This window comes from Paraburkholderia nodosa DSM 21604 (genome assembly GCF_000519185.1).
Taxonomy (GTDB): domain Bacteria; phylum Pseudomonadota; class Gammaproteobacteria; order Burkholderiales; family Burkholderiaceae; genus Paraburkholderia; species Paraburkholderia nodosa.
In genome coordinates this window covers 69,098-95,583 of sequence record NZ_JAFA01000030.1, presented here as the reverse complement: position 1 = coordinate 95,583, position 26,486 = coordinate 69,098, and the positions used below count along the sequence as shown (strand labels likewise).

General features: G+C 61.7%; 21 protein-coding genes and 1 pseudogene. 9 read left to right on the top strand and 13 right to left on the bottom strand.

Going from position 1 to position 26,486, the window contains the following annotated elements; translation table 11 throughout:
- Positions 1-10 precede the first annotated feature (10 nt).
- Positions 11-904: a LysR family transcriptional regulator gene (locus A3CW_RS0132415; protein ID WP_028207276.1), complete on the bottom strand. Its 894-nt coding sequence runs from the start codon at positions 902-904 to the stop codon at positions 11-13.
- Between the two features lie 38 nt (positions 905-942).
- Positions 943-2,472: an MFS transporter gene (locus A3CW_RS48235; RefSeq protein ID WP_154678091.1), complete on the bottom strand. Its 1,530-nt coding sequence runs from the start codon at positions 2,470-2,472 to the stop codon at positions 943-945.
- Positions 2,473-2,695: 223 nt separating this feature from the next.
- On the opposite strand from A3CW_RS48235, the gene A3CW_RS0132405 reads away from it, so the two are divergent.
- Entirely contained in the window at positions 2,696-3,586 is an 891-nt protein-coding gene (locus A3CW_RS0132405) for a LysR substrate-binding domain-containing protein (protein ID WP_028207275.1), read from the top strand.
- Positions 3,587-3,831: 245 nt separating this feature from the next.
- A complete protein-coding gene (locus A3CW_RS0132400) occupies positions 3,832-5,331 on the top strand; it encodes a SulP family inorganic anion transporter (RefSeq protein WP_028207274.1) in 1,500 nt (499 codons plus the stop codon).
- A 314-nt stretch (positions 5,332-5,645) separates the two neighbouring features.
- Here A3CW_RS0132400 and A3CW_RS0132395 read toward each other — a convergent pair whose 3' ends face one another.
- A complete protein-coding gene (locus A3CW_RS0132395; RefSeq protein ID WP_028207273.1) occupies positions 5,646-7,877 on the bottom strand; it encodes a TonB-dependent receptor in 2,232 nt (743 codons plus the stop codon).
- 531 nt (positions 7,878-8,408) lie between these two features.
- On the opposite strand from A3CW_RS0132395, the gene A3CW_RS0132390 reads away from it, so the two are divergent.
- The 3 genes from A3CW_RS0132390 (at position 8,409) to A3CW_RS0132380 (ending at position 12,636) form a co-directional block, all read left to right on the top strand.
- Complete coding sequence (locus tag A3CW_RS0132390) at positions 8,409-8,936, top strand: sigma-70 family RNA polymerase sigma factor (protein ID WP_028207272.1); 528 nt, start codon at positions 8,409-8,411, stop codon at positions 8,934-8,936.
- 3 nt (positions 8,937-8,939) lie between these two features.
- Positions 8,940-9,962, top strand: a complete 1,023-nt coding sequence (locus A3CW_RS0132385) for a FecR domain-containing protein (protein WP_051481859.1) — start codon at positions 8,940-8,942, stop codon at positions 9,960-9,962.
- A gap of 382 nt (positions 9,963-10,344) precedes the next feature.
- Complete coding sequence (locus tag A3CW_RS0132380; protein ID WP_245623798.1) at positions 10,345-12,636, top strand: TonB-dependent receptor; 2,292 nt, start codon at positions 10,345-10,347, stop codon at positions 12,634-12,636.
- A gap of 162 nt (positions 12,637-12,798) precedes the next feature.
- Here A3CW_RS0132380 and A3CW_RS0132375 read toward each other — a convergent pair whose 3' ends face one another.
- The 4 genes from A3CW_RS0132375 to A3CW_RS0132360 form a co-directional block, all read right to left on the bottom strand.
- Positions 12,799-13,506, bottom strand: coding sequence for a response regulator transcription factor (locus tag A3CW_RS0132375; protein ID WP_028207269.1), 708 nt, complete (start codon positions 13,504-13,506; stop codon positions 12,799-12,801).
- Between the two features lie 1,011 nt (positions 13,507-14,517).
- On the bottom strand, positions 14,518-14,862 hold the full coding sequence (locus A3CW_RS0132370) for a hypothetical protein (RefSeq protein ID WP_028207268.1): 345 nt from the start codon (positions 14,860-14,862) through the stop codon (positions 14,518-14,520).
- Positions 14,863-15,508: 646 nt separating this feature from the next.
- Positions 15,509-15,766 carry a hypothetical protein gene (locus A3CW_RS48230; RefSeq protein ID WP_035514590.1) on the bottom strand — a complete coding sequence of 86 codons (258 nt, stop codon included), beginning with the start codon at positions 15,764-15,766 and terminating at the stop codon, positions 15,509-15,511.
- Positions 15,767-15,798: 32 nt separating this feature from the next.
- Positions 15,799-16,461 carry a DUF3313 domain-containing protein gene (locus tag A3CW_RS0132360; protein ID WP_028207267.1) on the bottom strand — a complete coding sequence of 221 codons (663 nt, stop codon included), beginning with the start codon at positions 16,459-16,461 and terminating at the stop codon, positions 15,799-15,801.
- A 328-nt stretch (positions 16,462-16,789) separates the two neighbouring features.
- Here A3CW_RS0132360 and A3CW_RS0132355 point away from each other — a divergent pair, with 328 nt between their 5' ends.
- Positions 16,790-17,371 carry a TetR/AcrR family transcriptional regulator gene (locus tag A3CW_RS0132355; RefSeq protein ID WP_028207266.1) on the top strand — a complete coding sequence of 194 codons (582 nt, stop codon included), beginning with the start codon at positions 16,790-16,792 and terminating at the stop codon, positions 17,369-17,371.
- 72 nt (positions 17,372-17,443) lie between these two features.
- Complete coding sequence (locus A3CW_RS0132350) at positions 17,444-18,028, top strand: TetR/AcrR family transcriptional regulator (protein ID WP_028207265.1); 585 nt, start codon at positions 17,444-17,446, stop codon at positions 18,026-18,028.
- 70 nt (positions 18,029-18,098) lie between these two features.
- Here A3CW_RS0132350 and A3CW_RS48225 read toward each other — a convergent pair whose 3' ends face one another.
- The 4 genes from A3CW_RS48225 to A3CW_RS0132330 form a co-directional block, all read right to left on the bottom strand.
- On the bottom strand, positions 18,099-19,325 hold the full coding sequence (locus A3CW_RS48225; RefSeq protein WP_245623797.1) for a paraquat-inducible protein A: 1,227 nt from the start codon (positions 19,323-19,325) through the stop codon (positions 18,099-18,101).
- A 486-nt stretch (positions 19,326-19,811) separates the two neighbouring features.
- Entirely contained in the window at positions 19,812-20,519 is a 708-nt protein-coding gene (locus A3CW_RS51390; protein ID WP_081771906.1) for a PqiC family protein, read from the bottom strand.
- Positions 20,516-22,081, bottom strand: a complete 1,566-nt coding sequence (locus A3CW_RS0132335) for a PqiB family protein (protein ID WP_081771905.1) — start codon at positions 22,079-22,081, stop codon at positions 20,516-20,518. Before A3CW_RS0132335 ends, A3CW_RS51390 begins: the two co-directional genes overlap by 4 nt.
- Positions 22,082-22,103: 22 nt before the next feature.
- On the bottom strand, positions 22,104-22,736 hold the full coding sequence (locus A3CW_RS0132330) for a DUF3313 domain-containing protein (RefSeq protein WP_051481855.1): 633 nt from the start codon (positions 22,734-22,736) through the stop codon (positions 22,104-22,106).
- A 473-nt stretch (positions 22,737-23,209) separates the two neighbouring features.
- On the opposite strand from A3CW_RS0132330, the pseudogene A3CW_RS51385 reads away from it, so the two are divergent.
- Positions 23,210-23,308, top strand: a pseudogene (locus tag A3CW_RS51385) (DDE-type integrase/transposase/recombinase); the annotation flags it as partial.
- Between the two features lie 148 nt (positions 23,309-23,456).
- Here the strand turns inward: A3CW_RS51385 and A3CW_RS0132320 are convergent.
- On the bottom strand, positions 23,457-23,783 hold the full coding sequence (locus A3CW_RS0132320; protein WP_028207262.1) for a carboxymuconolactone decarboxylase family protein: 327 nt from the start codon (positions 23,781-23,783) through the stop codon (positions 23,457-23,459).
- Between the two features lie 287 nt (positions 23,784-24,070).
- Here A3CW_RS0132320 and A3CW_RS0132315 point away from each other — a divergent pair, with 287 nt between their 5' ends.
- Positions 24,071-25,003, top strand: a complete 933-nt coding sequence (locus tag A3CW_RS0132315; RefSeq protein WP_028207261.1) for a LysR family transcriptional regulator — start codon at positions 24,071-24,073, stop codon at positions 25,001-25,003.
- A 547-nt stretch (positions 25,004-25,550) separates the two neighbouring features.
- Here A3CW_RS0132315 and A3CW_RS0132310 read toward each other — a convergent pair.
- The gene (locus A3CW_RS0132310) at positions 25,551-26,414 is read right to left on the bottom strand and encodes an SDR family NAD(P)-dependent oxidoreductase (RefSeq protein WP_028207260.1); all 864 of its coding nucleotides are present in this window, start codon (positions 26,412-26,414) and stop codon (positions 25,551-25,553) included.
- Positions 26,415-26,486 lie beyond the last annotated feature (72 nt).

The window sequence follows — 26,486 nt, the reverse complement described above, 5'->3', positions numbered from 1 at the left end:
ACGCGCTGCGCTATGTGCGATAGCGGAGCGCGTCGATCACGAGCGCGAGTGCGCGCGACGACTGTCGCCGGCTCGGGTAAAACGCGTGATAGCCCGGGAATACAGGGCACCAGTCCTTGAGCACGCTTTTCAGGCGGCCTGCGCGGATGAACGGCAACGCGGCATTCTCGGGAACGAACGCGAGGCCGTGACCGTCCAGCGCGGCGTTGAGCATTTGCGGCATGGCGTTGAACGTGAGCTGGCCGTCCACGCGCACTTGCAACTCGTGCTCGCCCTTCTTGAGTTCCCACGCGTACAGGCCACCCGACGACGTGAGCCGCAGCGTAATGCAATTGTGCTTGAGCCGATCCTGCGGCGCGCGCGGCGGCTTGTGCGCGGTGAAATAATCGGGAGAACCGACGATTGCCATCCTGACGTCCGGCCCGATGCGCACCGCGATCATGTCTTTCTCGACCTGATCGCCCAGGCGCACGCCAATGTCGTAGCGATCGGCGACGATGTCGCGCAGGCCGTAGTCCACGGTGATCTCGACCTTGATGTCGGGATAGTCGGCGAGGAGCGGGCGCAGCTTCGGCCAGATCACGGTGTCGATGGGATGATCGATCGCGGTGATGCGGATGGTGCCCGCCGGCTTGTCGCGCAGTTCGGTGAGCGCGGCAAGCTCGGCGTCGATCTGCTCGAAGCGCGGCGAGAGCGCCTGAAAGAGCCGCTCGCCGGCTTCCGTGGTGGCGACGCTGCGCGTGGTGCGCGTGAGCAGACGCAGGCCGAGACGCGTTTCGAGGCTGCGGATGGTGTGGCTCAGCGCCGACTGCGAGACGCCGAGTTGCGCGGCCGCACGCGTGAAGCTGCGCTCGCGCGCGACGGCCAGGAACGCAAGGAGATCGCTGAAGTTTTCACGCGCCATGATGGGGTTTGCTGTGGGGGCGGGTGGAGCGAATCGTATCAAACACGCGAACGGCAAGTGTGCGCCTCGCCTCCTTGATGCACAGTCGCCGCGCCGTGCTCCGGCAAATCCGCTTGCACGGCGCTTGCAGCGCGCGTACGCCCTAGAAACGCGAGCGCCGCCATAGCGCAGCCAAGCGTCAGCGCAGCCAGCCCCGCAAGCAGCACCGAAAACGCATCGGCATAGGCTGCACGCAACGCGGACTCAGGCACGCCCGGCAGCCACGCCGCAGCCTGCGCGAGGTCGCCCGTCGCGAGTCTTGCCGACGCCTGCGCAATTGCGCCCGCATCGGCATGAACGTGGACCGCCGCGAGCAGCCGGGTTTGCGTGAGCGCAGCCAGCAGCGCGCTCACGCAGGCAAGCGCAATCCCTTCGCCCGCCACGAGTGTCGTGCTGAAGATGCCGGTGGCCATGCCGGCGCGCTCCTTCGGCACGACGCTCACGGAGAGGCCGTCCATCAAACCCCAGGGCATTGCCGCGCCGGTGCCGATCGCGAGCATCGGCCCGATCGCGGACGCATTCGCCCCGCCGCGCAACGCCAGCGCCAGCGCGTAAAGCCCCGCGGCGGCAATGACCAGGCCCATGCCCGAGACTACGCCCGGCGAGAGCCAGCGGGTGAGCGCCGCAGCCGCGAGCGGCACGACCAGCATGGGCGCCGAGAGCGCGAGCATGAGCCAGCCGGCGTCGATCTCGCGGTAGCCCTCCACGCCGATGAGCCGTAGCGGCAGCACGACGAGCAGCACGACGTAGCAGAAGCAGGTCGCGATGGGCAGCAACTGAACGCCCACGAAGCGCGGATAGCGAAAGAGCGATAGATCGAGCATGGGGCGTGCGCGGCGCTTTTCGATTGCCACGAAAGCGCAGGCCAACACCGTGGAAGCGGCCAGCAATCCCGCCACGAGGGGATGGGTCCAACCGCGGCTGGGTGCTTCGATCACGCCATACGTGAAGCACGAAAGCGCCGCGGTGAAGGTGAGTGTGCCGGGCCAGTCGAGTCCGCGCGCGTTCGGGTCGCGCGACTCGCGCATGCGTGGTACACCGAATACGAGCGCGAATGCGCCCGCCACTGCGCCGGTCGCGAACACCGCACGCCAGCCGAGGCGCTCGATCAGGAGCCCGGCGATCACGGGCCCGAACGCGAGCCCGAGGCCGAACGTCGTGCCGAGCAAGCTGAATGCGCGCGTGCGCGCGTGGCCGTCGAACTCTTGCGCGAGCGCCGCGGTGCCGCCTGCCAGCGCCGCTGCGGCGAACAAGCCCTGCGCCGCGCGCAGCAGGTCGAGCGACAGGAGCGTAGGCGCACACGCGAGCGCAAGCGAAGCCAGCGTAAAACCTGCCACGCCGAGTGCGAACACGCGCTTGCGCCCGTACTGGTCCGCAAGTGTGCCTGCCGCCATCAGCAGACTGCCGAAGGCGAGCATGAACGCATTGGTGACCCAGGTGAGGGCAGCGGGGGCGCTGGCGGCGTCGCGCACGAACGCGCGGCCGATCGCAGGGGTGGCGATGGCACCACCCGAGAAAGCAAGCGGCATGGCGAGGCCGGCGAGGCAGACGGCTGCCAGAATGGCGACGCGGCGCGACGCCTCGTTGTCGTTGCGGGATATCGTCACGGAAAGGCTCCTGAAGTCGCCGGGCGTACGCCGGCTGGAGCGAACGACGATAATGCGCAAGCGCGTGCGGAAAAACAGGCTGGCGTTCCGTAGATTGCGGAACGCGATTCGCGAATCGTTGCGCGCGGGACGACTCGAATACGCTATGGACAATCTCAACGGTATCGTCGCTTTCGTGCGCGTCGCACAGGCGCTCAGCTTCGTCGAGGCTGGGCACGCACTCGGCATCTCGGCCTCGGCGGTCGGCAAGAGCATTGCGCGGCTCGAGCAGTCGCTCGGCGTGCGGCTCTTTCATCGCACTACACGCCGCATCACACTCACCGAGGAAGGACAACTCTTCTACGAGCGCTGCCATCGCATGCTCGAAGAACTGCGCGATACGCGGGAACTGCTTTCGGCGGTGGCCCAGACGCCGCGCGGGCGCCTGCGGGTGAGCCTGCCCGCCATCGGCTATCGCTTCCTGCTGCCGGTGCTGCCCGAATTCGCGCAGCGCTACCCGGAAATCGATCTCGATCTGGACTTCAACGACCGGCTCGTCGATCTCGTGGAAGGCGGCTTCGACGCCGCCATCCGCAGCGGGGCGCTCAGCGATTCCAGCCTGATGGCGCGGCGTCTCGGACCGTTTCGCTTCGTGCTTGCCGCGGCGCCCGCCTATCTCGCGCGCGCGGGCGTGCCGCTCACGCTGAGCGATCTCGAAGCGCATGCGTGCGTGCGTTACCGGTTTCCGACGACGGGCAAGCTTCAGCCGTGGGACCTCGCCACGGGAACGGAAGCGCCGCCGGCATTGGGCGCCGCGCTCGTCTGCAACAACATGGAGGCGTTGCGCGGGGCGGTGGAGGCGGGCTTCGGCATCGGCTACATGCCGGACTTCCTCGCTCGCGACGCGCTGGCGACTGGCACGCTCGCGACAGTGCTCGACGAGGCCTGCGAAGCGCCGGGCCAGTTCTCGATCCTCTGGCCCTCTAACCGGCACCTCACGCCGCGCGTGCGCGCGTTTGTCGACTTCGCCTGCGAGCGGCTCTTCAAGACGCCCTGAGTTCGCCTCCAGCCCGCTGGCCTCACCGGCAACCTGACGGCAATCATGCTAGGATGCGCGCTTTCGTCCGTCCGGATCATGGCGTGCGCAGACCCGTGAGCGCCGCACGGACCTCGCGGGCCCTCGAAGCGGCGCCACGCCGCCGCCTCGCATCCCGACCATTTCCCCGCCCCCCTTCGAGCCAACGCGACGCGTGGGGCGTGGCAACGACATCCAGCCAATCTGCTGTAAATCCATACCGCTACATGGAATCCGACCGTACCGGCTCGCGCCGTTCTTCCCGTTCTTCGTTGCTGCGTAGCGAACTGCTCGCGGGCATCACGTCGTCGTTCGCGCTCGTGCCCGAGTGCATCGCCTTCGCGCTCGTCGCGCGCGTCAATCCGCTCGCGGGGCTGTACGGCGCGTTCTTCATCTGCACGATCACGGCGCTGTTCGGCGGCCGGCCCGGGATGATTTCGGGCGCGGCCGGATCGATGGCCGTGGTGATCGTCGCGCTCGTGGTTCAGCATGGGCCGCAGTATCCGTTCGCCACGGTCGTGCTGAGCGGCCTCGTCATGATGCTGTTCGGCGCGTTGCGCCTCGGCAAGCTGATCCGCATGGTGCCGCATCCGGTGATGCTCGGCTTCGTCAACGGCCTCGCGATCATCATTGCGCGCGCGCAGTTCGAGCACTTCAAGGTGCCCGGTCCGCAGGGGCCGCAATGGATGCACGGCCCGGCGCTCGCGCTCATGGCGGGGCTCGTTGCGCTCACCGTGGCGATCGTGTTCCTGCTGCCGCGCGTGACGAAGGCCGCGCCGCCCGCGCTCGTGGCCATCGTCGGCGTGGGGCTCGCCGCGCAGCTGCTGCATTTGCCGGTGCGCACGCTCGGCGACATGGCGCACATTGCGGGCGGCCTGCCCACGTTCGCGCTGCCCGCGGTGCCGTTCGACCTCGCCACGCTGAAGATCGTGCTGCCCTACGCGGTGCTGATGGCGATGGTGGGGCTGCTGGAGACGCTCCTCACGCTCAACCTCACCGACGACGTGACGGCCACGCGCGGCCGCCCCAACCGCGAGTGCGTGGCGCTCGGCGCGGCGAACGTCGCTTCGGGCCTGTTCGGCGCGATGGGCGGCTGCGCGATGATCGGCCAGACCGTCATCAATCTCGGTTCGGGCGGTCGCGCGCGCATCTCGGGCGTGACGAGCGGCGTGATGATCCTGCTCTACATCCTGTTCCTTTCGCCGCTGATCGAGCGCATTCCGCTCGCGGCGCTGGTGGGGGTGATGTTCGTGGTGGCCGCGCAGACCTTTGCGTGGGGCTCGCTGCGTGTGCTGCACAAGGTGCCGCGCAACGACGCCGTCGTGATCGTCGCGGTCACGATCATCACCGTGTGCACCGATCTCGCGACGGCGGTGCTCTGCGGCATCGTGATTGCGTCGCTCAATTTTGCGTGGCAGCATGCGCGCGAATTCCGCTGCGATACCCGCGATACGGCGTCGGGCGAGCGCGTGTACGCGCCGCGCGGCACGCTGTTCTTCGCCTCGGCCGCGCACTTCCAGACGCTGTTCGATCCGCAGAACGATCCCGCGCACGTCACGATCGATTGCGCGCATCTGCATGTGGCGGACCATTCGGCCATCGCCGTGCTCGAAGCGGTGCAGGGTCGCTACGCGCGCGCGGGCAAGCGCGTCGTGTTCGCGCATCTTTCGCCGCGTTGCAGCGGGTTACTGGCGCGGGCGGATGTGGAGTTGCGGGTGACCGCGTGATATGCCGAAGGCGGGGATTCCCCGCCTTTTTTGTTTGCGCTGATACGCTGCGATGAAAGGCCCGCATTTCGCTCTGTCGGTGCACAAAGGATCCGAGCGGGGGGCCCCCTCGCATCGTGAGGCCGTGACTGGACGCGCGACTCCATGGAAGCTGCTTGCCAAACCGGTCGCCCATGTCAGCTTGCGGGACATGTGGCGCGACGCGGTGTCGAGGTGCCTGGAGCCGCTTTTGTCGACTCAACCGGATCAGCGGCGGCCAGGTCGACGTTACAGCAGGCGGGCCAGCAGGGCTGCCGGTTGTTCGTCCATCTTCGTCAAAAATCCACCGTGGCGGACGCGAACACCGTGCGCGGCGCGCCGAGCGAGATCGTGCCGTACGAGGCGACACCCGCCCAGTACTTGCGATTGAACGCGTTGAGCAGGCCGGCGCGGAACGTCGTCGACTTTCCATGGATCGACGTGGTGTAGCGCGCGCCGAGATCCACGGTCGTCCACGACGGCACCGACTGTGTGTTCGCCTGATCGAAGTATTCCTGTCCCGTGAAATTGACGCCGCCGGTCAGCGTGAGGCCAGTTACCCACGGGAGATCCCATTCGGTACCCACGTTGGCCATCCATTGGGGCACGCCGACGGGGCGGTTCCCGACCGTCGAAGCGCTGTTGGTCTTCGTGAGTTCCGCATTGATGTAGGTGACGCCGCCGAGCAACCGGATGCCCTTCACCGGCTCGCCTGCAAACGTCAATTCGAGCCCCTGGTTGCGTTGCTCGCTGTCCACCGCGTAAACCGTGCCATAGAGCTGGCCGCTCGGCTTGGTGATACGGAAAGCCGCGAGCGTTGTCATGAGGCTGTGATAGTCGAGCTTCACGCCAACTTCTTCCTGCTTTGCCTTGTATGGTGCGAATACCTGGCCCGCGTTCGAGGCCGTGGTCGGCGCGATGTCGCCGCGGCTCAGACCTTCGACGTAGTTCGCGTAGAGCGAGACATGCTCGACCGGCTTGAACACGATGCCCACGAGCGGCGTCACCGCGCCCTTGTCGTACGAAGACGACTTCGCGCCGGTGGTCGTGTTGAAGTTGTCCGACTGGACCTGCTGCTGCCGCACGCCCGCCGTAAGCTGCACACGATCATTCAGGACGCTCAGCGTATCGGCGAGCGCCACGCCGTAGAGCTGCGAGGACGATACCTTGGGCACGCGCGAAGGCGAGGCGATGTCCTGTTCCGGACTGGCGATCGGCGAGTAGATGTTCGACAGGATCGCCGTGCCTGAATTGCTGCCGTTGGCGATGCGATCGCCGTAAATGCTCGCCATCACCGTGAGCGAGTGCGAGACCGGGCCGGTGTCGAAATGTGCACGCGCGCCGGTGTCCGCGCTCCACCGATTGACCTGGAATTTCCAGTTCTGCGGCGTCGAGCGCGTGTCGCCTGCCGCGTTCAGGATGGTCGGTGTCTGGTCGGAGAGGCGCGAAACGTCGGTTTTTGCGGTGCCGGCATCCGCGAATACGGTGACGCTCCGGGTTGCGTCGTATTCGGTATGCAGCAGCACGGACTGATCGAGCGACTTCCACCATCCCCACGACTGCGTGACATTGCGCGCACCATCGGGCGCAGACGGCACCGCGATGCCCGAAGCGAGCAGGAACGGACGAGTCGGCGCATCGATCCACTGATACTGCTCGATGAAATCGAGCGTCGCGCGAAAGCGTTCCCCCTGATAGTCAAGCGAAAGCGCACCGACTTCCGCGCGCGATTTCTGGTTGTCGAGCGGCGTGCCGCCTTGACGGTGCAATCCGTTGAAACGGATGCCGAACTGGCGCTCGTTGCCGAACCGGCGGCTGATGTCGACGTGTCCGCCGACCTGCGAATCCGAGGTGTAGTCGAGGCCCACGCGCGTGAGGTCCTGATCGAGCGGCCGCTTCGGCACGATATTGACCACGCCGCCTACTCCGCTGTTCGGCGACATGCCGTAGAGCAGGGCGGCCGGTCCCTTGATCACCTCGACGCGCTCGACGTATTCGGGAAAGACGTGGTAGTTCGGTACGACGCCGTAGACGCCATCGAACGCGAATTCGCTGATGTTGCCTTCGTTAATCGGGAATCCGCGAATAAAGAACGAGTCGGTCACGCCGCCCGTCTGGCCCGTGAAGCGGATCGACGGATCCTTGTTCAGCACGTCGGCAATCGTCGCGGCTTCCTGATCCTGTATCCGCTTCGAGGTATAGCTGGTCACGCTAAAGGGCGTGTCCATGACGTTCTTGTTGCCGAGGAGCCCGACACGAGCTCCCTTTGCCACCTGGCCGCCGGCGTAGGGTGCCGGGAGTTCATCGGGTTGCGCGGCAGCCTTCACGACGACTGCGGGGAGTGTGTGCTGCGAATCCTGCGCCTCGGGCGCAGCCTGCGGGAGTTCTTCCGCATAGGAAGCCGGCGAGAAAGCCGCAGCGAGCGCCCCCGTAAAAACGAGCCGTGCCGCGATCGCGAGGATTCTGGGTTGAGGCTGCGTGGGATCCCGGACCAATTCGGCGTGAGTCCAATACGCACTGCTAACCATTTGTTGCTTCCTTGTTCTCATCATTGTTATGGCTGACCTCATGACGCTCGATGTGACTACGCCGCGTCCGGCCCCCTGTTGGCCGTAGTCGTCTGCGTCGGTTTATGCGCGTACAGGAAAATGAGAATTATTATTATTTGTAAGGTTGTGTCAAGCGATTTCTGACGCGGCGCGCGCAGATCGCGGAAATTGGACGAAGTTTCCACGATCTTCATCAAAAATTGTGTGATGCGCGTGTCCCGACGAGCGTTGGAACTGTCCCTTTAGGAAGACAATTGCAATATTTGTAAACGATACTTACAATACGAACAATTCTCGTTACGCATAGCGGGCGATAACGGCAAGGTACGTGCCCGGCCTCGAAGCCAGCCTGGACAAGCTCGTAGGGGTGTATGCCGAGCCAGCTGGGGTACAGGCAGTGCGGGCGATTGCGTGCGCATCTTTCCAGCCGCAGACCAGCGTAATGAATTCGGACTCCAAATGGGTTTGCGCCAACCGCGCGTCCCGTCAATTGCTGAAAAGGGTAGCGCCATGAGCGCCGTACAACCGACTGCCCATGGGGAGGTGCACGCCCTCTATCAGGCCCACCATGGCTGGTTGCAGGGTTGGCTGCGTCGGCGCCTGGGCGACGCAGCCGATGCGGCGGACCTCGCTCACGATGCTTTTCTGCGCCTGATCGTCAAGCCGGCCGCCACGAGCTTCGCCAGTCAGGGTGAGGCGCGCGCCTACCTGCGGACGATGGCGCAGGGCATGTGCATTGATCTCTGGCGCAGGCGCCAGGTCGAGCAGGCCTGGCTCGACACGCTCGCCACGCAGCCTGAACCCTTCGAACCCTCGCCCGAATATCGCGCCCTCATCATCGAATCGTTGATGGAGATAGGGGCGCTCATTGCACGTCTCTCGGAGAAAGTGCGCACAGCATTCATCCTGGCGCAGATCCACGGCCTGACTACGCGGGAAATTGCGGCCGAGCTTGGCGTCTCCGATCGTATGGTCCAGAAGTACCTGGCCCAGGCGATGCTGCATCTCGCGCTGCTCGACGCGGGATTGACACGCTAGCACATGGGGAGCACGCCACGTTTGCCCGTGACGGACGACGTCGAAGCCAACGCCGGGGCCGACTTCGAGAGCCTCGAACAGGCCGCCACCTGGTATGCCGCGTTGCACGCAGAGGGCGAAGGCGGCCCGCAGCGTAAGGCCTGGAGCGAGTGGCTCGCAGCCTCTCCCCAACATCGCCGTGCCTGGGCGCATATCGAATCGGTCAGTCGCCGGTTCGAGCCCTTGCGAGCGCATGGCGAAGGCGAGCGCGAAGCGGCCGTTGCCGCGGCGCGCGTTGCGGCGAAGCAGGCTGCGGGTCGCAGGCGCGCGCTTGCTTGTCTCGCGGCACTCGGCGGAACCGGCCTGACGGCGTGGCTGACGTGGCAATTCACGCCCATGCCCGACCTGCTCATGGCGTGGCGCGCCGATTACCACACGGGGGTTGGGGAACAGAAGGACGTCGTGCTTGCCGACGGCACGCGCGTCTGGATCAACACGGACAGCGCGCTCGATGTCGACTACGACGATACGCGCCGCCTGCTCACGCTGAAGGCCGGCGAAATTCTCGTCGATACCGGCGCTGACCCACGCGCCAGGCCGTTCTACGTCGATACCCGACATGGGCGGATGCAGGCTCTCGGGACCCGGTTCACGGTGCGTCAGACGGCTTCCTTCACCGAACTGTGGGTTTTCGAAGGGCTGGTGGAGATCCGTACACTCTCGGGCAAGACGGAACGCGTTAGCGCCGGCACGCAGCGGTCGTTCACCGGCGACACCATCTCCAGTTCGGCCGCCGCGGATCCCGCACGCGAGGCCTGGTCTCGTGGCGTCATTCTCGCCGACGACATTTCACTCGCAGCGTTGATCAATGAACTCGGTCGCTATCAGCGCGGCCACATTGGCGTCGATCCGCGCGTGGCAAACATCCGCGTCGTGGGCCGTTTCCCGGCCGGTAACCCGGAGCAGGTGCTGGCGATGCTCGCCCGCGATTTGCCTGTTTCCGTTCGACGAACGCTGCCGTGGTGGACGACCGTCGAACCGCGATGAGCCGCTTCCGAAAAAAAATTACCCGATGAGTTCGCATTTCTCGTCCTCGTTCGATTTGTAGATGAAAGAGGACTCATCGAACCGTCAGGCACGCGCGAGAGAAGCAGGGGAGCGGGCGACGATACTGTGCGATGGGCCTCCCGAGTTCACGTTCATCTCGAGGAAGAAGCGCCCTATGCGTCGCCAGCCGTTAGACAGCCACCGTAATCTGCGCGGCACAGTTCCGTGCAGCAAACAAAAAGATCGCGCGCCTGCAAAGACAAGGCGCCCGGTTCCGCGCGTACTTTGCCTCGCCCTGCTCGGCGCCCTGCTCGCGGGAGCGGGCGGCGGCGTGTCGTCGGCTCATGCGCAAACAATCGGCAATGCGGCAACGAGCGCAAACGTGCGGCGATACGAAGTACCGCGCGGCCCGCTGTCGGGCGCCTTGAATCGTCTGGCCGATCAGGCCGACGTACTGATCAGCGTACCGGGTGAACTGACTGCGGGAAAAACCACCAATGGCGTCTCGGGTACGTATTCCGTCGACGAAGCCTTCCAGAAGCTGCTGTCCGGTACGGGCCTGGAAGCGGTGAGGCAGGCCGATGGGAGCTACTCGTTTCGCTCTGCCTCCTCTGGCGTGCCCGAAGCCGTGCTCCCGACGATGGCAGTCGTCGCCAGCCGGGTCGCCGAATCGGTGACGGCACCCTATGCCGGCGGGCAGGTCGCACGCGGCGCGAGCGTCGGCCTGCTCGGCGAGCGCGACTACATGGACACGCCGTTCAGCATCGCGAGCTATACCGAGAAGCTGATTCGCGACGAGCAGTCGACGAGTGTCGCCGAACTGCTCACGACCACGGACCCTTCGGTGCGCGCGGCGATCGACAGCAGCAACCGGTACGACGCGCTGACGATTCGCGGGCTGAGGGTCGAAAACGACGAAATGTCGCTCAACGGACTGTATGGGCTGGTGCCCGACTACCGCGTTGGTCCGGACCCTATCGAGCGTGTGGAAATCCTCAAGGGGCCAGGCGCGCTGCTCAATGGGATGCTGCCGCAAGGCAGCGTTGGCGGAAGCGTTAACCTGGTCACGAAGCGGGCCGACGATGAGCCGCTCACGCGCCTGACGGGCGAGTACATCTCGAACTCCGTGTTCGGTGCCCATGCCGACGTCGGCCGGCGCTTCGGTCCTGACAACGCATTCGGCATCCGTCTCAACGCGGCGCATCGCGAGGGCGATACGCCGATCGACGAGCAATATCGCAGGAACAACGCCTTCTCCGTCGGCCTCGACTATCGCGGCCAGCGATTGCGCGCATCGGGCGACGTCATCTACCAGGAAGACTACATGCGTGCGGCCGCGCGGGGCTACACGCCGCTGGCCGGTATCGCGATGCCCGGCGCGCCCGACCCGACGATCAATCTTGCACAGACCTTTTCGTACTCGAATTCGCACAGCATCACGGCGATGGGGCGCGTCGAATACGACCTGACGTCGAACGTGACGTTGTTCGGTGCCGTCGGCGTCAACCAGTTCGGCTACGACAAGCTCGAAGACCCGGGCGCGACGCTCCTGAACGCGCAGGGCGATGCGCTTTCCACTTCGCGCTACCAGGAGGGCAAATCGCATGCTGTTTCCGCTGAGGCCGGCATGAGGGCGCGCTTCAAGACGGGACCGGTGGATCATCAATTCGTGGTCAGCGGAAGCTCGCTCCAGCAGACGACCTGGTTTGGACAGACGACCTATGGCAGCTACCTGACGAACATCTATTCGCCGGTGCGGTTGTCGAGCCCAGGCGACGCAGTCTCCTCGTCGCCGGAGGCCAGGGACAGCTCGCAAACGCTGCGCAGCATTGCCGTCGCCGACACGCTTTCCGCCATGAGCGGCCTCGTGCAGTTCACGCTGGGCGTGCGGCAGCAGTGGGTGGACAGCAGCAACTACGCGGTGTCGGGTGCGACGACCTCGCACTACAACCAGTCGGCGGTGACGCCTTCGTTCGCACTCCTGATCCGACCGCTCGACCAGTTATCGTTCTACGCGAACTATATCGAGGCGCTGACACCTGGCTCCTCGCCGCCCGCAGACGCTGCGAATCCGAACGCCGTCTTCGCGCCGTACAAGTCGAAGCAGGTCGAAGTGGGATCGAAGCTCGACCTCGGGAACTTCGGCGCGACGCTGAGCTTTTTCCAGATCAAGGTGCCGAGCGGCGTCGTCGACCCGGTCACGAAGATCTACAGTCTCGACGGCGAGCAGCGTAACCGGGGCATCGAGCTTTCGGGATTCGGAAAGCTGGGAGAACGCGTTCGCTTCCTGGGCGGCGTAACGTGGCTCGACGCCCGGCTCGAACGTACGCAGGGCGGCACGTACGACGGCAACCACGCGGTTGGCGCGCCGTCGTTCCAGGCCAACGTGGGCGCGGAATGGGATACGCCGTTCATTCCGGGCTTCACGCTGACCGGGCGGCTCATCTATACCGGCGAGGCCTATGTCAGTCAGGACAACCTCCAGCACGTGCCGAGCTGGACGCGCGTCGATCTCGGCGGCCGCTATACGACTAAAATCGGCGGTCGTGACATCACGCTCAGAGCCAATGTGACGAACCTGTTCAACAGGTACTACTGGCAGGCCAATCCGACGGGTTATGTCATCAGTGGCATGCCGCGCACGTTCTGGGTGTCGGCCTCGACTGACTTTTGAGGCATAACACGGAGGCTGCTGGCTGGAAGAGCCTCTGTGTAGTTCCAGATTGCCCCAAACCACCCTCGCGCAACAACAATCAGATGGACCGCGGCGGCGATACGGGTTCGCACTGTCAATGACGTCGCGATGAAGATATGGACATCACAACCTGCCGAGCATTCATGACGCGCCCACCGCGGCGGGATCCAGCTTTTCAAGGCGATAACCATAGCCGTAGATCGAAACGATGCAGTAGCCGTTCTCTGGCCGAAGATCGAGTTTGACTCGTACGGTGGCAATGTGTGTATCGAGCGTGCGGCTGGGAATGTCAGTGAAGGGCTTCCAGACCGTCTCGAGGATGTGAGTTCGCGATAGCGGTCGTGCAAAGTTGCGAAAGAGAAGCAGCGCGAGCTGGAATTCCTTTTGGGTAACTGGCAAATGCGTACCTTCGCGAAAAATCCTACCCTTCCGAAGGTCGAACAGGTACTCACCAAACTGCTGCGATGTCGTGATCGCTTCCTGGCGGTCAGTGCGGCGCAAAAGAGAAGAGACGCGCGCGACGAGCTGGGGGGCGGCGATCGGTTTGGTGACGTAGTCATCAGCGCCAGCGTTCAGCGCGTAGACTACGTCTCGCTTGCGCGTGCGGCTTGTCACGAAAAGCACAGACAGGTTCGAGTCGCAGTTCTTGCGGATCCATGCGAGCACGGCGTCGGCCTGAATGTCAACGACGTTCCAGTCGAGTGTCACGAGGTCGAAAGTTTCCCGCTGCATCCGGCGAATCAGCGCGTGTCCCTCGGCAAACACATGGCAGTCGTGGCCGGCGGCGGTCAGCGCTTCGGAGATGTATTGAGACTGGCTGGGGTCATCATCGAGAACTGCGATACGCATAGTGAACAAATCCGGAGTCGTGGTGCGTAGGCCGCACCTATCCCGCGCAGCCGATCCGTACCTGACGTAGCGTCAGCGGGTTCGCACTGCACTTGCAACCGATGTATGTCTTGTCGATTTTACGGTCGTTGCAACTGCAAGGACATCAGCGATAAAGAGGCCTCCGTTGGCGGGCGACCACGCATTCGTTGCAATTGTGGATTCGCTTCTGGTCCAGCGGGACGGGGCTTCGATCACGACCTGGCTTCCTGGCTGCAGGGTTCGGCTCTGGCTTTTGGCCGATGTGCGCCCGTGCACACGTTCTCCTGGCACACTGCGCCACGACGAGAATGCAACGCGGTAACGCTGGCTCGAACTTTTCATTATGGCGATAGTGTCAAAAAGGCAAAGAAGGGTTGTCTGGAATGAGCGTAGGGAAATCCTGAAAAGAAAAAGACCCGGTACGTTTGCACCTGATCGATGTCACATTGACAGATGGACGACGAAACCAGGTGGCGTGAACGTTGACGTCGCGACGTAGATATCGGCGTTGGCTCCCGTAGCTCCGACGGACGATCATTGATAGGAAACGGTATCCGACTTCTTGAGAACGCCGTCTGGTCCGAAAAGAAAGCTGATGGTGGTTCTTCGGACATTTGTCGTTGCATACGGACCGAAACTTGACATCACTCTGTCCCAAAATGGTGGTCCTCCTGTAAATGCGTACACGAGAAAGGTCGATCCGTCGGGCAATGTGGTTGTCGATGACGGGGTTCCCAACTTCCAGACTACGTATTGCTGGGTTGTCGCACCGAGTGTGAATTCCGACATGCTCTCCGGTTTGATCCCACTTTCCGTTGTTGAAGCACATCCAGCCAGCATGCATGCGGACGCGATTGACAGTGTCAGAACGGCTCCCAGGCTTCTCATTCCCTACCTCCCTAGTTTCCCAAGCGGCTTTTACGCAGTGTGCGCGCCGGATTCGAAACAAATATTCTTCTGTTGAGGCTCGATCAACAAAACAGGTAGTGTTTAGTCTCTTGTCTTGCATCGAGCATGCGGCCTATCACCAGACAAGCGTATCGGGCTTGCGCGTGCATCGACGCTGGTCGGCGGCGAACTCGTCGAGCGCGTTGCGCGAGCGTCGCTTTCAGGGAATGCTCCCAGCGCAAGAGCAAAATAAGAGATCCCCGCCATCAGGCCTGCAACCGCGCCCAAGAAAATCTTGACGGATTCCGCCCGACGCATGAGGTAAATAGAAGCTGCTATCAGCGATAGAAATGCGATGGGCAGACCAAGTACCCAGATCGTTGGGTACGCACGCGACGAAAACAGGTCGAGAATCGCGCCGACGTCCTGACCGATGATGTATGCCATCTCTCTGCGCCTGTCTTGACGGTAGGAATCGGGCCAGCCGCTAGTCGATAGCCCAGCCAGCCGTCTTGCGATTTAGCCCCCGGCGTCGCACACCGACGGAGATATTGTTAATACCTGCGCATGTCATGGTTGATATTCAGGCCGATTCGATGAGGCCTGGATCTTATGCGCGTCGATATTGCTTGCAGACGGAAATTCTTTTGTGAGTCCTGGCACGTCGCGTGAGAATACCATCGTGGTAATGAGCACACTGAAGAGCGCTGTGAGTAGCGGGATCGCGCAGATCAGTAACCTACGGGATGTCGTCGTGGTCGTGGGTTGCTGTTGGAAGGACGAATTCATTTTGCGAATGGCCTATAAAGGTTGCGTCGTCGAAGTGTTCCGGAGTGCTTGCTTTCACGTCAACTTTTCTTGATGAAGATGGAGGCCAGCTCACGCGCGGTTGCCGCAGTACTCGTGGATCACAGTTGGCCAACAATGACCTTGTATATACAGATCACCATCCGCCATAGTTTTGCTGCTGCCCGGGTGCTGCGGCGCAGGATCCGCCATGTCTTTCTCCGGCTTGACGGTGCGTCGGTCCCGCTTCCGGACACGGAAAGACTGGCAGTAAAAATGTGCGGGAGTCCGAGATGCGCTGTCTGGATCATCGTTCTTGTCCCAGTTGCGCAACGGTCGGTTGACGTGTCGCGACATCGTGCGGATCAGGATAGAAGTCAACGATGAACACAATGTAAAGCAGTCCGGCGAATAGTCCAGCCAGCGTCCCCCATACGTCGCGCGCTTCGGCACCGAAAAGGAAATGAAGCGGAATGCCAACCAGCAGATAGGCAGCAACGAAAACCAGTGCCACCATAACCGGCGGTCGGAGGGGCAATGCGAAGAGGGACGCGATTTCTGACATTGCACGCTCCGTCACCCGACGTGTGTTTTCGCTTACCGGAGTTGGGCAACCAGTGCGTCGGCGCCCTTGTCGATCCCTGCTTTTGCCGCGCCGAGTGAGCCAAAACTGGCGACCAGGTTCATGGCGTTCGGATACTGCCTTGTCACATAGGCATTCAAAAGCTTGTTGTTCGACGCGTCGTAGATCTCAACCGCATACGAAACGGAGCCGCCAAACATTGCCTTGCCGCCGCGAACTGCCTGCACACCGTTGTAGACGTTTCCACCGATGTCGAAATGCGTGAACTGACCAAGCACGGGTTTCGTCGTCTCGGCACCCGTGAGGATCAGCTTGACGCGGAGCGTACCTGGGCCGGGCTGCGCAGCCGACGCAAATCTCGTCTCGAGTTTCTGTGTGAAAGACTTCTGGAGGTAGGTGTCCAGCGTTGCCCTGTCGGCGTCGCTCATCTCGCCGAACTGGCTGTCAGCACCGCTATAGACCGTGGCCGGGTCGACCATTACCCGGGAGTAGGCTTGCCAGTTCACCGTCGTCGAGTAGTTATACGGGACGCGTCCGCTATCGTCGTGAGCATTCGCCTTCAGGTACGAAGACGAGGGGATGCCGGAATAGGCGACGGGTTGAACCCCTGCACAACCTGCGAGCGAGAGAAACGACAGCGCGAATAGCAGGTGGCGAACATCCTTGGTGATTGTCATTTTGGGTTCCATGAGAGAGACGCGACAGCAACGGAAAGGGTGAACAGCGTAAAAAAAGCGTCTGGACGGTTTGATCTACGGTGGCTGCAGGGAGTCCCAGCTGTCTCGGTAGAAGTATAAAAGCCGTCCAGACGGTTTTGTTTGTACGCAAGGAGAAGCACTGGAGCGAAGTCTAGCATGGGATAGGCAGAAAGCAAAACGTCTGGACGGTTTTTTTAGCGGGCCGTATACTCTTGGATCAGGATGCAGATATTGTGTAAGTGGGCTACTGGAAGCAGGGCACGTTCGACCGCGCCATTTCAGCCCTCCATAACTTTGGGGACAGACTTTGGCCAGGCAGGAGCGCTCAGAACAGACCCGCAATGCGATCATCGAGGCGGCGTTGACCGTCCTCGCCCGGGATGGGACGGCGAGGCTGACATTCGAGGCCGTCGCCCGGGAAGCAGGTCTGAGCAAGGGGGCCGTCACGCATCACTTTCGCTCGAAGGCTGATCTGTTCAAGGGCGTACTGGCATATCGCAACGACAGTTTCGAGCGGTTCCGGCGCAACTATCTGAAATCGCGTCCGAAGGATGCCCCTCAGCAAACGCTCTCACTCGAGATCGCGGCAATGCGCCAGATGGTGGACGAGAACCGCTCACCTGCACGGGCAGTCCTTTCGATCCTTGTGGATGACCCGAGCCCCATGGCGTTTATCCGGGAGAGATTCGCCGGGCACGTCCGACAGATCAGGGAAGAGGCCGCCGACCCTGAACTCGCGTTATTGCGCTGGGAGGCGGCATGGGGCCTCGCACTGTATGCGCTGTTCGGACTTTCCCCCTTGTCGGACAAGGAGCGCGGTCATCTGTTTGACCGACTGCTTGACGATGGCGCATGGACGCGATTCAACAAGATACCGGATGTCGATTGATACCCGGATAGCAGGTGAGGTCCCGACCGGGAAACTGCAACTGACACCAGAAATTCCAACGAGCCGCCAATAATGGATAACGCGACCCGCTCAGAACGGTCCCGAAACACGGCCCTCAAGGCCGCTCTGACCATCCTCTCGAGGGATGGCCTCAACGCACTTACCTTCGATGCACTCGCCCGCGAGAGCGGCATCAGCAAGGGGGGGCTTCTGCATCAGTTCGGCACAAAGGACGGAATCCTGTTGGCACTGCTGGAGTTTCAGAGGCGGTACCTTGAAGAGTTTGCAGTGGGGTACCTGAATTCCTGCGATGTGTCCGTAAAGGAGCCGTTCCTGCTCGCGCAGATTGCCGTGATGCGGGAAACGGCCAATCAACCACATTCGGCTAATCGTGCCGTACTGGCGGCATTGGTCCAGGCGCCTGAACTTCTCGCAACCATTCGAGAATGTCACGCCTCTGATCTGGGCGTGGTTCGCAAGGAGTCACCAGACGGCGATATCGCCGTTCTGCGTTGGGCAGCTGCAGTTGGCATGGCGTTTACCGGGTTGATCGGGCTATCGCCATTGTCGTCGGAAGAGCGCGAACGGCTTTTCGAGCGGCTGCTCGATGAGCCGTCGTGGACGGTCCGGGATGCACCGGGTTCGCCGGCAGGCTAGGGCTGTACGTTGTGTCGATTCAGGCATTGCCGGTATTGCCATCGGACCGGCACGGCCAAAAGCGGGGCAGTCACGAGCCGGTTGGGCTACTTGAGCCGTTCCGGTTACGGTCATGCGGGCCAGCGTGAGCGTCCCAGATCAACCGTGGATCGAACTGCATCGTGGCTGTCATCGTCAGCACCACCACGGCCGCAAAAGCGACGGCGCCCCACCCCGAGGTAGCAGTAGCGACAGACCTGAAATTGACGAGCGCGATCGTTAGCGCAATGACAAAAATATCGAGCATCGACCAGCGTCCGAGACGCTCAACGACCCGGAACAGCCTCGTACCCAACAACGGGTGGCTGCGCGAGGTACAACCTGCAGTCCAGGCGAGGAACGCGAGCGCGACGAGCTTGAGTAGCGGGAAAACGACGCTCGCGATGAAGACAATCGTAGCAATTGGCCAGTCCCCACTGCGCCAGAACTGGACAATGCCACTGATGATGCTGTCGTCCTTCGAGCCGAGAATTGTCACGGTATGAAGAACAGGCAGCAGGTTCGCAGGTAGATACATGATTGCCGCTGCGACCGATAATGCCTGGGTACGCATGAGACTGTCCGGTTTCCTGGGATGCATCCTGGCTCCGCAACGGGAGCATTGCTGCGGAGCCGGGCGCGCTTGCGGGGTGGAGGAAGGGGCGCCATGACTGGACTCAGTTGACTCACGGCGGGCAACACCATCGCAGCTCCTGCACGCAACAAGCCCCATATCCATAGCAGACGCGAAGGGCAAAGTCGTGAGTGATTGCGGCAAGTTATCGGGTTCGCAACCATCCAGTGTCTCGCGGATGTGCCAGAGCACACGCGGCTCGAATGCCATGACGACTGCGAGCATGAACGGCAGCGTGCAAAGCGCGAAGAGGGCGGTCTCCGGGATGACGTACGCGCGGCTGGCAAGCTTCGTTGCGGTAACAACGACCCCGAGGAACAGGACTTCGATCATGACCCACGGCCGCACGAACTGCAGCGCGCGCAGTACTGCTGAAAACGCGGGCGGGACCACACCGAGGCGCACAGGGGCGGTGACGTAGAGCACCGCGGCAAGATCGAGAAACGGAAACACGATGGTCAGGCACGCCACAAGCACAGCCAGTGGCCACATGCCTTGAGCCCAGAGTGCGCAGACAGTCCCTGTCAGGGTCGTGGCCGATGTGATTCCCCCCATCTCCAGCTCGACGACTGGATACGCCTGTGCGACGAAGAAAGTCATCATCGCGGCGAGAGCCAGTGCCAGGACGCGATCGAGCTGCGCCATGTCTGTGCTGGCGATGTTCGCCCCGCAACGGGGGCAGTGCATTCCCGTCTTCCCGGTTCGAACTGGTCGCGATAGCAGCAGATCACAATCGGGACAGGCGATGAGGCTCCGGATTTCCATGGATTTCAGGTCTCTCGCCTCGTCAGGCTTCAGATGCGTCCGTCGCATTGCTCAACCCCGTCCGCATGGATGCGAGTTCCACTTCCAGTGCAGCGATCTCGTTCCACTGCTTGAGCACAGTCTGCCGCAGGAGCTCGAGTTCGTGATGGACGGCGGCAAGTGTGAATCGTGCACACGGTTGCGGGCACGATTCGCACGCACCGTCGGACAGGCTGTTGCGACAGATCCTGCTGCGTGATGGTTCGCCAGTCGGCCGGGTTGTCGCAAGGAACACGTTGACCTCTTCTACTTGATTGTCACTTCAAGGTGAATACAGCGTGGTGAGCCGACGAGTCAGCAGGAGGGGGCTGCTCCGGACAAGGCTCGCTACTTCGCCTGTATGCCAGTTGCCGCCGTCCGCATCCCTCCACGAACGCATTTCGACGGTGCGGGCGATTCCTGCTGTTCGGCGAGGATCGCGGCCGCTATTTCATTCGACAGCTGGGACACTGCCAGTTGATGCCCTTTCACAAGCTCGTCAAAGCCACTGCCCACGGGCACCGAATTTATCGAGTGGCAGGTCAGCATGGTCGCTCCTGTTCGTGGACTCACCGTCCACACCGCGTCCAGCAATGCGTGCGATGCGTACCATGACTCGAATCGCTGTACCACGACGCTAACCCGATAGACCGGTTGATCTGCCGGGAAAGGAACGCTCGCGACTTCGAACGTGCCAAGCACCGCAGAAAGGCTCGCTGACAAACTCTGGCGAATCTCATCGGCCGGGGCGGTGCTCCAGCGCTCCTGTTCCATGACCTGAACGTGCACGGGGTCTTTCTGCAATACGAGTTGCCGTCTCGCTACCTGCGCTGGAACGACGACAGGCGCCACATCTATCAGAAACGCTGGGTGTGCATTTTCATCGACGGAGGCATTTTCTCGTGACGCCTGCGGCGGGGATCCCGTGCCCAACGTGTAGGTTTGTACTTCCGGTATAGAGGTGCACGCCGCTACAAGCGCAGCAATGCTGCATAAAGCGGAAAGCAACTTTACGCCTCTGAGCTGGTTACATCGCCTGGTTGTATTTGGTTTCATGGCTTCTCGTCCCTCGGCTTGCCGCGCAGCAGTGACTCCGGATGCTCCTGAAGGTAGACAGCCAGCTCGTTCAGCGATTGCAGCGTGCGATTGAGCTGCGAAACGGCTTGCCGCATATCCGACTGAAGCGGCGAATCCTGCTGTAACGCCGCCTGCGCTGTACGGAACGTTTCCTGGGCTGTCGCGAGGGTATCGCGGGCCTGAGGTCCGAGTTCGGTGTTCAGTTGCGTGAATGCGCGATTGGCACTCTGGAGCGTTTGATCCAGGTTGGTACCGATCCTGTCGAAGGGCACGCGATCCAGCTTTTTCGCAATATCAGCGATGACCACCTGAAGCTCTTCCAGCGAGTTGGGCACAGTCGGCAGTTCCAGCGGTACCTTCGTCATGTCTATGGTGGCCCGTGGGGCGTTCGGAAAGATGTCCAGTGCAATGTAGCGCTGGTTAGTGATCAGACTCCCTGTGCGCAACTGGGCACGCAAACCCTGGGCGACGAGTTTTTGCAGCAGCGCCTTTCCGGCGTCGTTGTTGCCTTCGCCCAGCGACTCCCGGAAACTTCTTCCGAGACGATTGGGAAACAGGTTCACCGTCACGGGCATCGTGAATTCCGATCGCTTCGGGTCGTATTCCACGTCGATGGCGGTGACGTATCCAAGCTCGATTCCGCGGAAATCGACCACTGCGCCAACTGACAGGCCGCGCAGTGACTGGTTGAACTTCATGACAACGCGAGCGGCCGGGCTGTCCGGTGCGCGCATGGCCTCTGCCTGACTGTCGGAAAGCGGGAAAGCGGCACCGTTGGGCGCTTCTGTTTCCGACTGATGGTCGGGGCGGGACTGGAACGCGAGACCACCCATTACGACCGTCGCCAGTGACTGAGTGTTCAGCCTCATACCGCCCGAATCCAGCCGCAGGTCCACACCGCTTGCATGCCACCAGCATGAATCCGCCTTGACAAATTTGTCGTAGGGCGCATCGATGAAAACCTGGATGGTGACCCCTTTGCCGTCATCGTTGAGGGAGCGTGCGACCACCCGTCCGACCTGGAAGCGGCGGTAATAGACTGGCGAACCGATATCAACGGAGCCGAGGGAATCGCCTTCAAGAACATAGCGACGGCCATTCTGGTCGCTGGTCACGGTGGGAGGTGTCTCAAGTCCGATGAATTTTTCACGGGGCTGGTCGGAGCGACCGGGATCCATGCCGATGTAAGCGCCGGAAAGGACGGTGCCAAGACCAGAAACACCACTCATGCCGATCCTGGGGCGCACCACCCAGAAGCGGGCGTCGTCGACCGCGAGATTTCGTGAGGTTTCAGCGATCTGTACATCCACCAGGACACGGGAGTGATCGTTTGACAGGCGGATAGCCTTGACCTCGCCGATCTCCACGTTCCGGTATCGCACCTTTGTTCGCCCGGCCTCCAGTCCTTCCGCAGTGAGAAAGCTGATGGTGACAGTCGGACCTTGCGCGGCGACGGATCGCACAAGTAGCGCGATGCCGATCAGCGCTGCTGCGAGCGGTACGAGCCAGATGGTGAGCGGGAGAAATCGTCTGAGGGACATTGGACGGTGCTGCAAGATCGGATTACCTGAATTGGGCGAGAAGTTCGTCTGCGCCCCGTTCAATGCCGGCTCTGGGGGCGTCTGGCGAGCTCAACCTCGCAGAAAGGCCGCCATCTGGATACCTTTCGATATAAGCTTCAACGAGCTGATTTGAAGAGGAATCCAAAATTTCTACTGCGTAGATGACGTATCCTGGCAGCGCCGTGCCTGCACCGGTGAGCGTGAGCCGAACACGAAGCGTATCGGCTCCGGATTCATTCACCAGATCGAAACGGGTGGCCAGCTTTTCTGCGAACGTAGCCTGCATGAATTGCGCGAGTTTCGAACGTTCCGAATCGGTGACGTGGTGAAACTCAGCGTCTGGGCCGCCGTAAATCTGGACCGGTTCAAGGATGAGTTTTCTGTACCGTGACCAGTCCTGCGGCAGCGCATACCGATAGGGCATATGGGTGCCATTCCTGTCGTCGGGATTGACGCGCAGGTAAGGCCATGAGGCGAGGCTGGAATACTTGACGGGCTTGACTGCCGAGCACGCCGAGAGTGCTAGACAGAGCGTTGCGAACAGCGCAAGACAGAGCGTTGCGAACATCGAGGCTTTTGGGGCCTGCTTCAGCAGCAACTCCACTGCGGGGGATTTTAGTTTCAGCATATTCATTTAAAACCGTCTGGCCGGTTTGTATATTGCGGACTTCGTGATGCTGAAGTCCTTGGAAACGTCCTGGCCGTAGAGATATACACGCGGGCTCGGGGCCGACTTGCTCACGGCGCCATACTAACGGAGTTCGGCCACGATGTAAACCGTCCAGACGGTTCGTATCTGAGCAGCACTTGCTTTGGTGGTTTCTTCGGGAGTCGCGTCGCTTCTCAGTGGATCCCGGCACGGGCTATGGAGCCGGAAGCAGTCGTCAAATTGCTCGCCTACGAGTCCGCGTCGGACGGTCAACCCAAATACGAAAAGGCCGGGATTGCTTCGGCGCCGTGTTTATCGAGCGGGTCGTGGCGAAGGGTTCACCCGCGCAAACCCAGACCTGTGATGCTTTGCAAACCGTCGCGCAAGACAGTTTGGCACCGTCAGGGATGCGCGAAATCGCGCGGCGTCGGTCGAGATAGCGACAACTCGGACATTGTCCAGTCGGAAAGGGCTGGTGAATGGACGAGGCGTACATTCGCGTCAAGGGTGACTGGAAATATCTGTACCGGGCCGTTGACAAGGACGGTAATGCCATTCGCACTGTAAGCAGTGCATGGCATATAGACTTCGCCAACCACACGATCCTTACCGCGACGAAACCCATAAAGGCGCCAACAGAGGGATAGCGGTGGTCCCTGGGGGGGGCGTGGTCGCCTCCGGCACGAGGGTCTGCTCAGGTCGCCCTTATTTTCCAGTCTCGTCAAAGACCTTCTTCGCAATCTGCAAAGCCGTCATGGCGGGCGGCCAGCCCGCATAAAAGGCCAGTTGGGTGATCGTCGCGACGATCTCGTCGCGTGTGAGACCGTTCTCGATGGCTTTTCTCAAATGAAAAGGCATTTCGTTGACGCGGTAAAGCGAGATCAGGCTCGTGATCGTGATGAGACTGCGGTCGCGGGGCGATAGTGAAGCATGTTCCCAGACATCACCAAACAACACCTTGTCGGTGAGTTCAGCAAGGTGGGGCGCAACGTCGCCAAAAGATTCGCGGGCGGCAGTGGGTTCGTGTTTCATATGGTTTCTCGTCCGATTTGGTTGGTGGAGTCCTTCGCGTGGTTCGCTGTCCTGTCGGGTCCTGTGAACTGCCGGGCCAGCCAGGCGCCAATACCGCATTCGAACCGGTAATCGACACCGCGGTGCTGCCCGAACCTGCGATGTCGACCACCGCTCCAATCGCAAGCAGGCATCGGGAAGCTTGCCCACGGCGTCTATCTTCGCGGGCAAACGCTTCCTTGACTAGCTAATGGATTCTTAAAGACCATATAAGATAGGCTAATCAATTCCTGGCAGGAGAAATGGCTGTGGTCCGACGCAACTTCAATGATCTTCTGGCGTTCGTCACCGTGGCGCGCGAAGGCAGCTTCACCCGTGCTGCCGCCACACTGGGGGTGACTCAATCGGCTTTGAGCCAAACCATTCGCGCGCTGGAGGAGCGCCTGCAGATCCGGCTCCTCACGCGTACCACGCGCAGCGTTTCACCTACCGCAGCCGGCGAGCGCCTGATGCAGGCCATTGGCGAGCGCTTCGACGAAATCGAGGCGGAACTGGATGCACTGACCGAATTGCGCGAGAAGCCCGCGGGCACCGTGCGGATCACCTGCGGCGACTATGTGCTGCACAGCATTCTGCTGCCGCAACTTGCTCCGCTACTGCATGCGTATCCGGACATCAAGCTGGAGTTCGACGTGAACTACGGATTCCGCGACATCGTGGCGGACCGGTTCGACGCGGGCGTGCGTCTCGGGAACACCATCGACAGGGACATGATCGCGGTGCCGATCGGGCCGCCGATGCGTCTGGCGGTGGTGGCGTCGCCCAGGTATCTTGCGGCGCACCCCGCACCGAAAACGCCGAACGAGCTTACCCGGCACTCCTGCATCAACCAGCGCATGCCGAGCTCAGGCGGCCTGTACGTGTGGGATTTCGAACGGCGGGGCCGCAGGGTGAATGTGCGCGTCGACGGTCAGTTGATTTTCAATACCACACAGCCCCAGGTGGACGCAGCGCTGGCTGGGCTGGGGATCGCGCTCCTGCCTGAAGACGAATTGATGCCGCACATGAAGTCGGGTCGCCTCGTGCGCGTGCTGGAGGAGTGGTGTCCGAAGTTCGAGGGCTATCACCTGTATTACCCAAGCAGGCGGCAGCCGTCGCCGGCGTTCTCGCTCGTCGTGCAGGCTTTGCGCCTCGTTGAGTCTGGCCGGGCAAGCGGCGTGCGCCTCATGCAAAAAGCATAACGGACCCGGAAGGGCAGCTCATGTGCCAGTGCAGCAACCATTCGTGGGCGGAGTGGGAGGATGGCCTCAACCAGCGTCGACACGACGGATGCTCTTCACGCGCGCCGGAAAACCATCTGGATGTTGAACCTCAACTGTGTCCCCTACGTGCAGCGAAGAAGTAGCCGGTATGAGGATAGAACCATGAGCGAGTTGAACCGTAGGCCAGCGTCCGGTAACCGAGATGACTCGACCCGATTCGATGACTGTCGGCGGCGGCGTCAACTCTTGCACTACCTGCGGAGGTAGTACGACAAACACGTAGATGACGGCGCAGACGCCAAATACGAGAACTCCTATCGCCAGCTTGAAAGACGACCCCGCTCCCTCATTTTCAATCGCTCCGTGAACGACTTATGAATAACTGCACCTGCCGTATCTCGCGGCGATCGGCGTCGAATGTCCCAAACTGGCAGCCTGATGCAGTCGGCGGTACCGACCCACTTCAGGCAGTCGCCGTTCTTCAAAGTGGCTGGTCAGAACAAGTTAGTCATGAATTACGCCCAATTCAAATCGTCGGAAACGTCGGAACGGGGCCGGCAGCATCGACGTCGGTTGACACGCTGACCGCGTGCCAACGATCTGCCTCGGCCGCTCTTGCCTGCTCGGCCTGACGCGCAAAATGGAAAGCGTCGCTTCCGAGCAGAATGTGTGGCGGAACGGTTTCGGCGTCAGCAATCTGGAGGACCACCTGTGCAACCTTGATGGGATCCCCAGACTCGTTACCCCAATAGCCTTCCATCTGTTTCACGCTTGCGCCGACTGAGGGTTCGTAATCTGGCAGCAAGACCGGCCGGTCTGCGTGAGCACGTACTCCCCAATTGGTGCGCATGCCACCGGGCTCAAGAGCGGTAACCTTGACACCGAAAGGTGCAGTCTCCAGCGCCAGGCCTTCGGTGAAGCCGCCAACGGCCCATTTCGACGCGAAATAGGCCGCGTTGCCCGGGAACGCCGTGCGACCACCCAACGAGGAAATCTGGATGATGTGTCCGCTGCGCTGCTGCCGCATGACAGGTAGCGCCGCGCGCGTAAGATTCACAACTCCGAAAAAACACGTCTCGACCAGTCGGCGAAACTCGTCTGAGGGAACCTGCTCAAACGGGCGGGTGTCCCCGTAACCGGCATTATTCACGAGCACGTCGAGTCGGCCAAACGCATCGATCGCTGCATCGACCGCGGCCTGGCCTTGAGACTCGTCCGTGACGTCGAGTTTGACCGTCCTGACACTCTCGCCATAGAGGCCCACCAGTTCGTCGAGCTGGCGAACGTTACGGGCGGTTGCGACGACCTGATTGCCCGCTGCCAGCGCCGCCTCGGCAATGAATCGACCCAGACCGCTTCCACTTCCAGTGATAAGCCAAACTTTAGACACTTCAAATCTCCTTTCATCAACCAAGCGACTAGACAGTCATTTACAGAGCAAAAAATTACCGCAAGGCCTTCC

Excerpts from the sequence above, each read along its gene's own strand:
- A3CW_RS0132395 (WP_028207273.1), bottom strand. The coding sequence starts at position 7,877 with ATGGTTAGCAGTGCGTATTGGACTCACGCCGAATTGGTCCGGGATCCC.
- A3CW_RS48225 (WP_245623797.1), bottom strand. The coding sequence starts at position 19,325 with ATGGCGCAGCTCGATCGCGTCCTGGCACTGGCTCTCGCCGCGATGATG.
- A3CW_RS0132330 (WP_051481855.1), bottom strand. The coding sequence starts at position 22,736 with ATGAATATGCTGAAACTAAAATCCCCCGCAGTGGAGTTGCTGCTGAAG.
- A3CW_RS48235 (WP_154678091.1), bottom strand. The coding sequence starts at position 2,472 with ATGCCGCTTGCTTTCTCGGGTGGTGCCATCGCCACCCCTGCGATCGGC.
- A3CW_RS0132360 (WP_028207267.1), bottom strand. The coding sequence starts at position 16,461 with ATGACAATCACCAAGGATGTTCGCCACCTGCTATTCGCGCTGTCGTTT.
- A3CW_RS0132350 (WP_028207265.1), top strand. The coding sequence starts at position 17,444 with ATGGATAACGCGACCCGCTCAGAACGGTCCCGAAACACGGCCCTCAAG.
- A3CW_RS0132320 (WP_028207262.1), bottom strand. The coding sequence starts at position 23,783 with ATGAAACACGAACCCACTGCCGCCCGCGAATCTTTTGGCGACGTTGCG.
- A3CW_RS0132390 (WP_028207272.1), top strand. The coding sequence starts at position 8,409 with ATGAGCGCCGTACAACCGACTGCCCATGGGGAGGTGCACGCCCTCTAT.
- A3CW_RS0132400 (WP_028207274.1), top strand. The coding sequence starts at position 3,832 with ATGGAATCCGACCGTACCGGCTCGCGCCGTTCTTCCCGTTCTTCGTTG.
- A3CW_RS0132415 (WP_028207276.1), bottom strand. The coding sequence starts at position 904 with ATGGCGCGTGAAAACTTCAGCGATCTCCTTGCGTTCCTGGCCGTCGCG.
- A3CW_RS0132375 (WP_028207269.1), bottom strand. The coding sequence starts at position 13,506 with ATGCGTATCGCAGTTCTCGATGATGACCCCAGCCAGTCTCAATACATC.
- A3CW_RS0132335 (WP_081771905.1), bottom strand. The coding sequence starts at position 22,081 with ATGTCCCTCAGACGATTTCTCCCGCTCACCATCTGGCTCGTACCGCTC.
- A3CW_RS0132405 (WP_028207275.1), top strand. The coding sequence starts at position 2,696 with ATGGACAATCTCAACGGTATCGTCGCTTTCGTGCGCGTCGCACAGGCG.
- A3CW_RS0132370 (WP_028207268.1), bottom strand. The coding sequence starts at position 14,862 with ATGGCATACATCATCGGTCAGGACGTCGGCGCGATTCTCGACCTGTTT.
- A3CW_RS48230 (WP_035514590.1), bottom strand. The coding sequence starts at position 15,766 with ATGTCAGAAATCGCGTCCCTCTTCGCATTGCCCCTCCGACCGCCGGTT.
- A3CW_RS51390 (WP_081771906.1), bottom strand. The coding sequence starts at position 20,519 with ATGAAACCAAATACAACCAGGCGATGTAACCAGCTCAGAGGCGTAAAG.
- A3CW_RS0132385 (WP_051481859.1), top strand. The coding sequence starts at position 8,940 with ATGGGGAGCACGCCACGTTTGCCCGTGACGGACGACGTCGAAGCCAAC.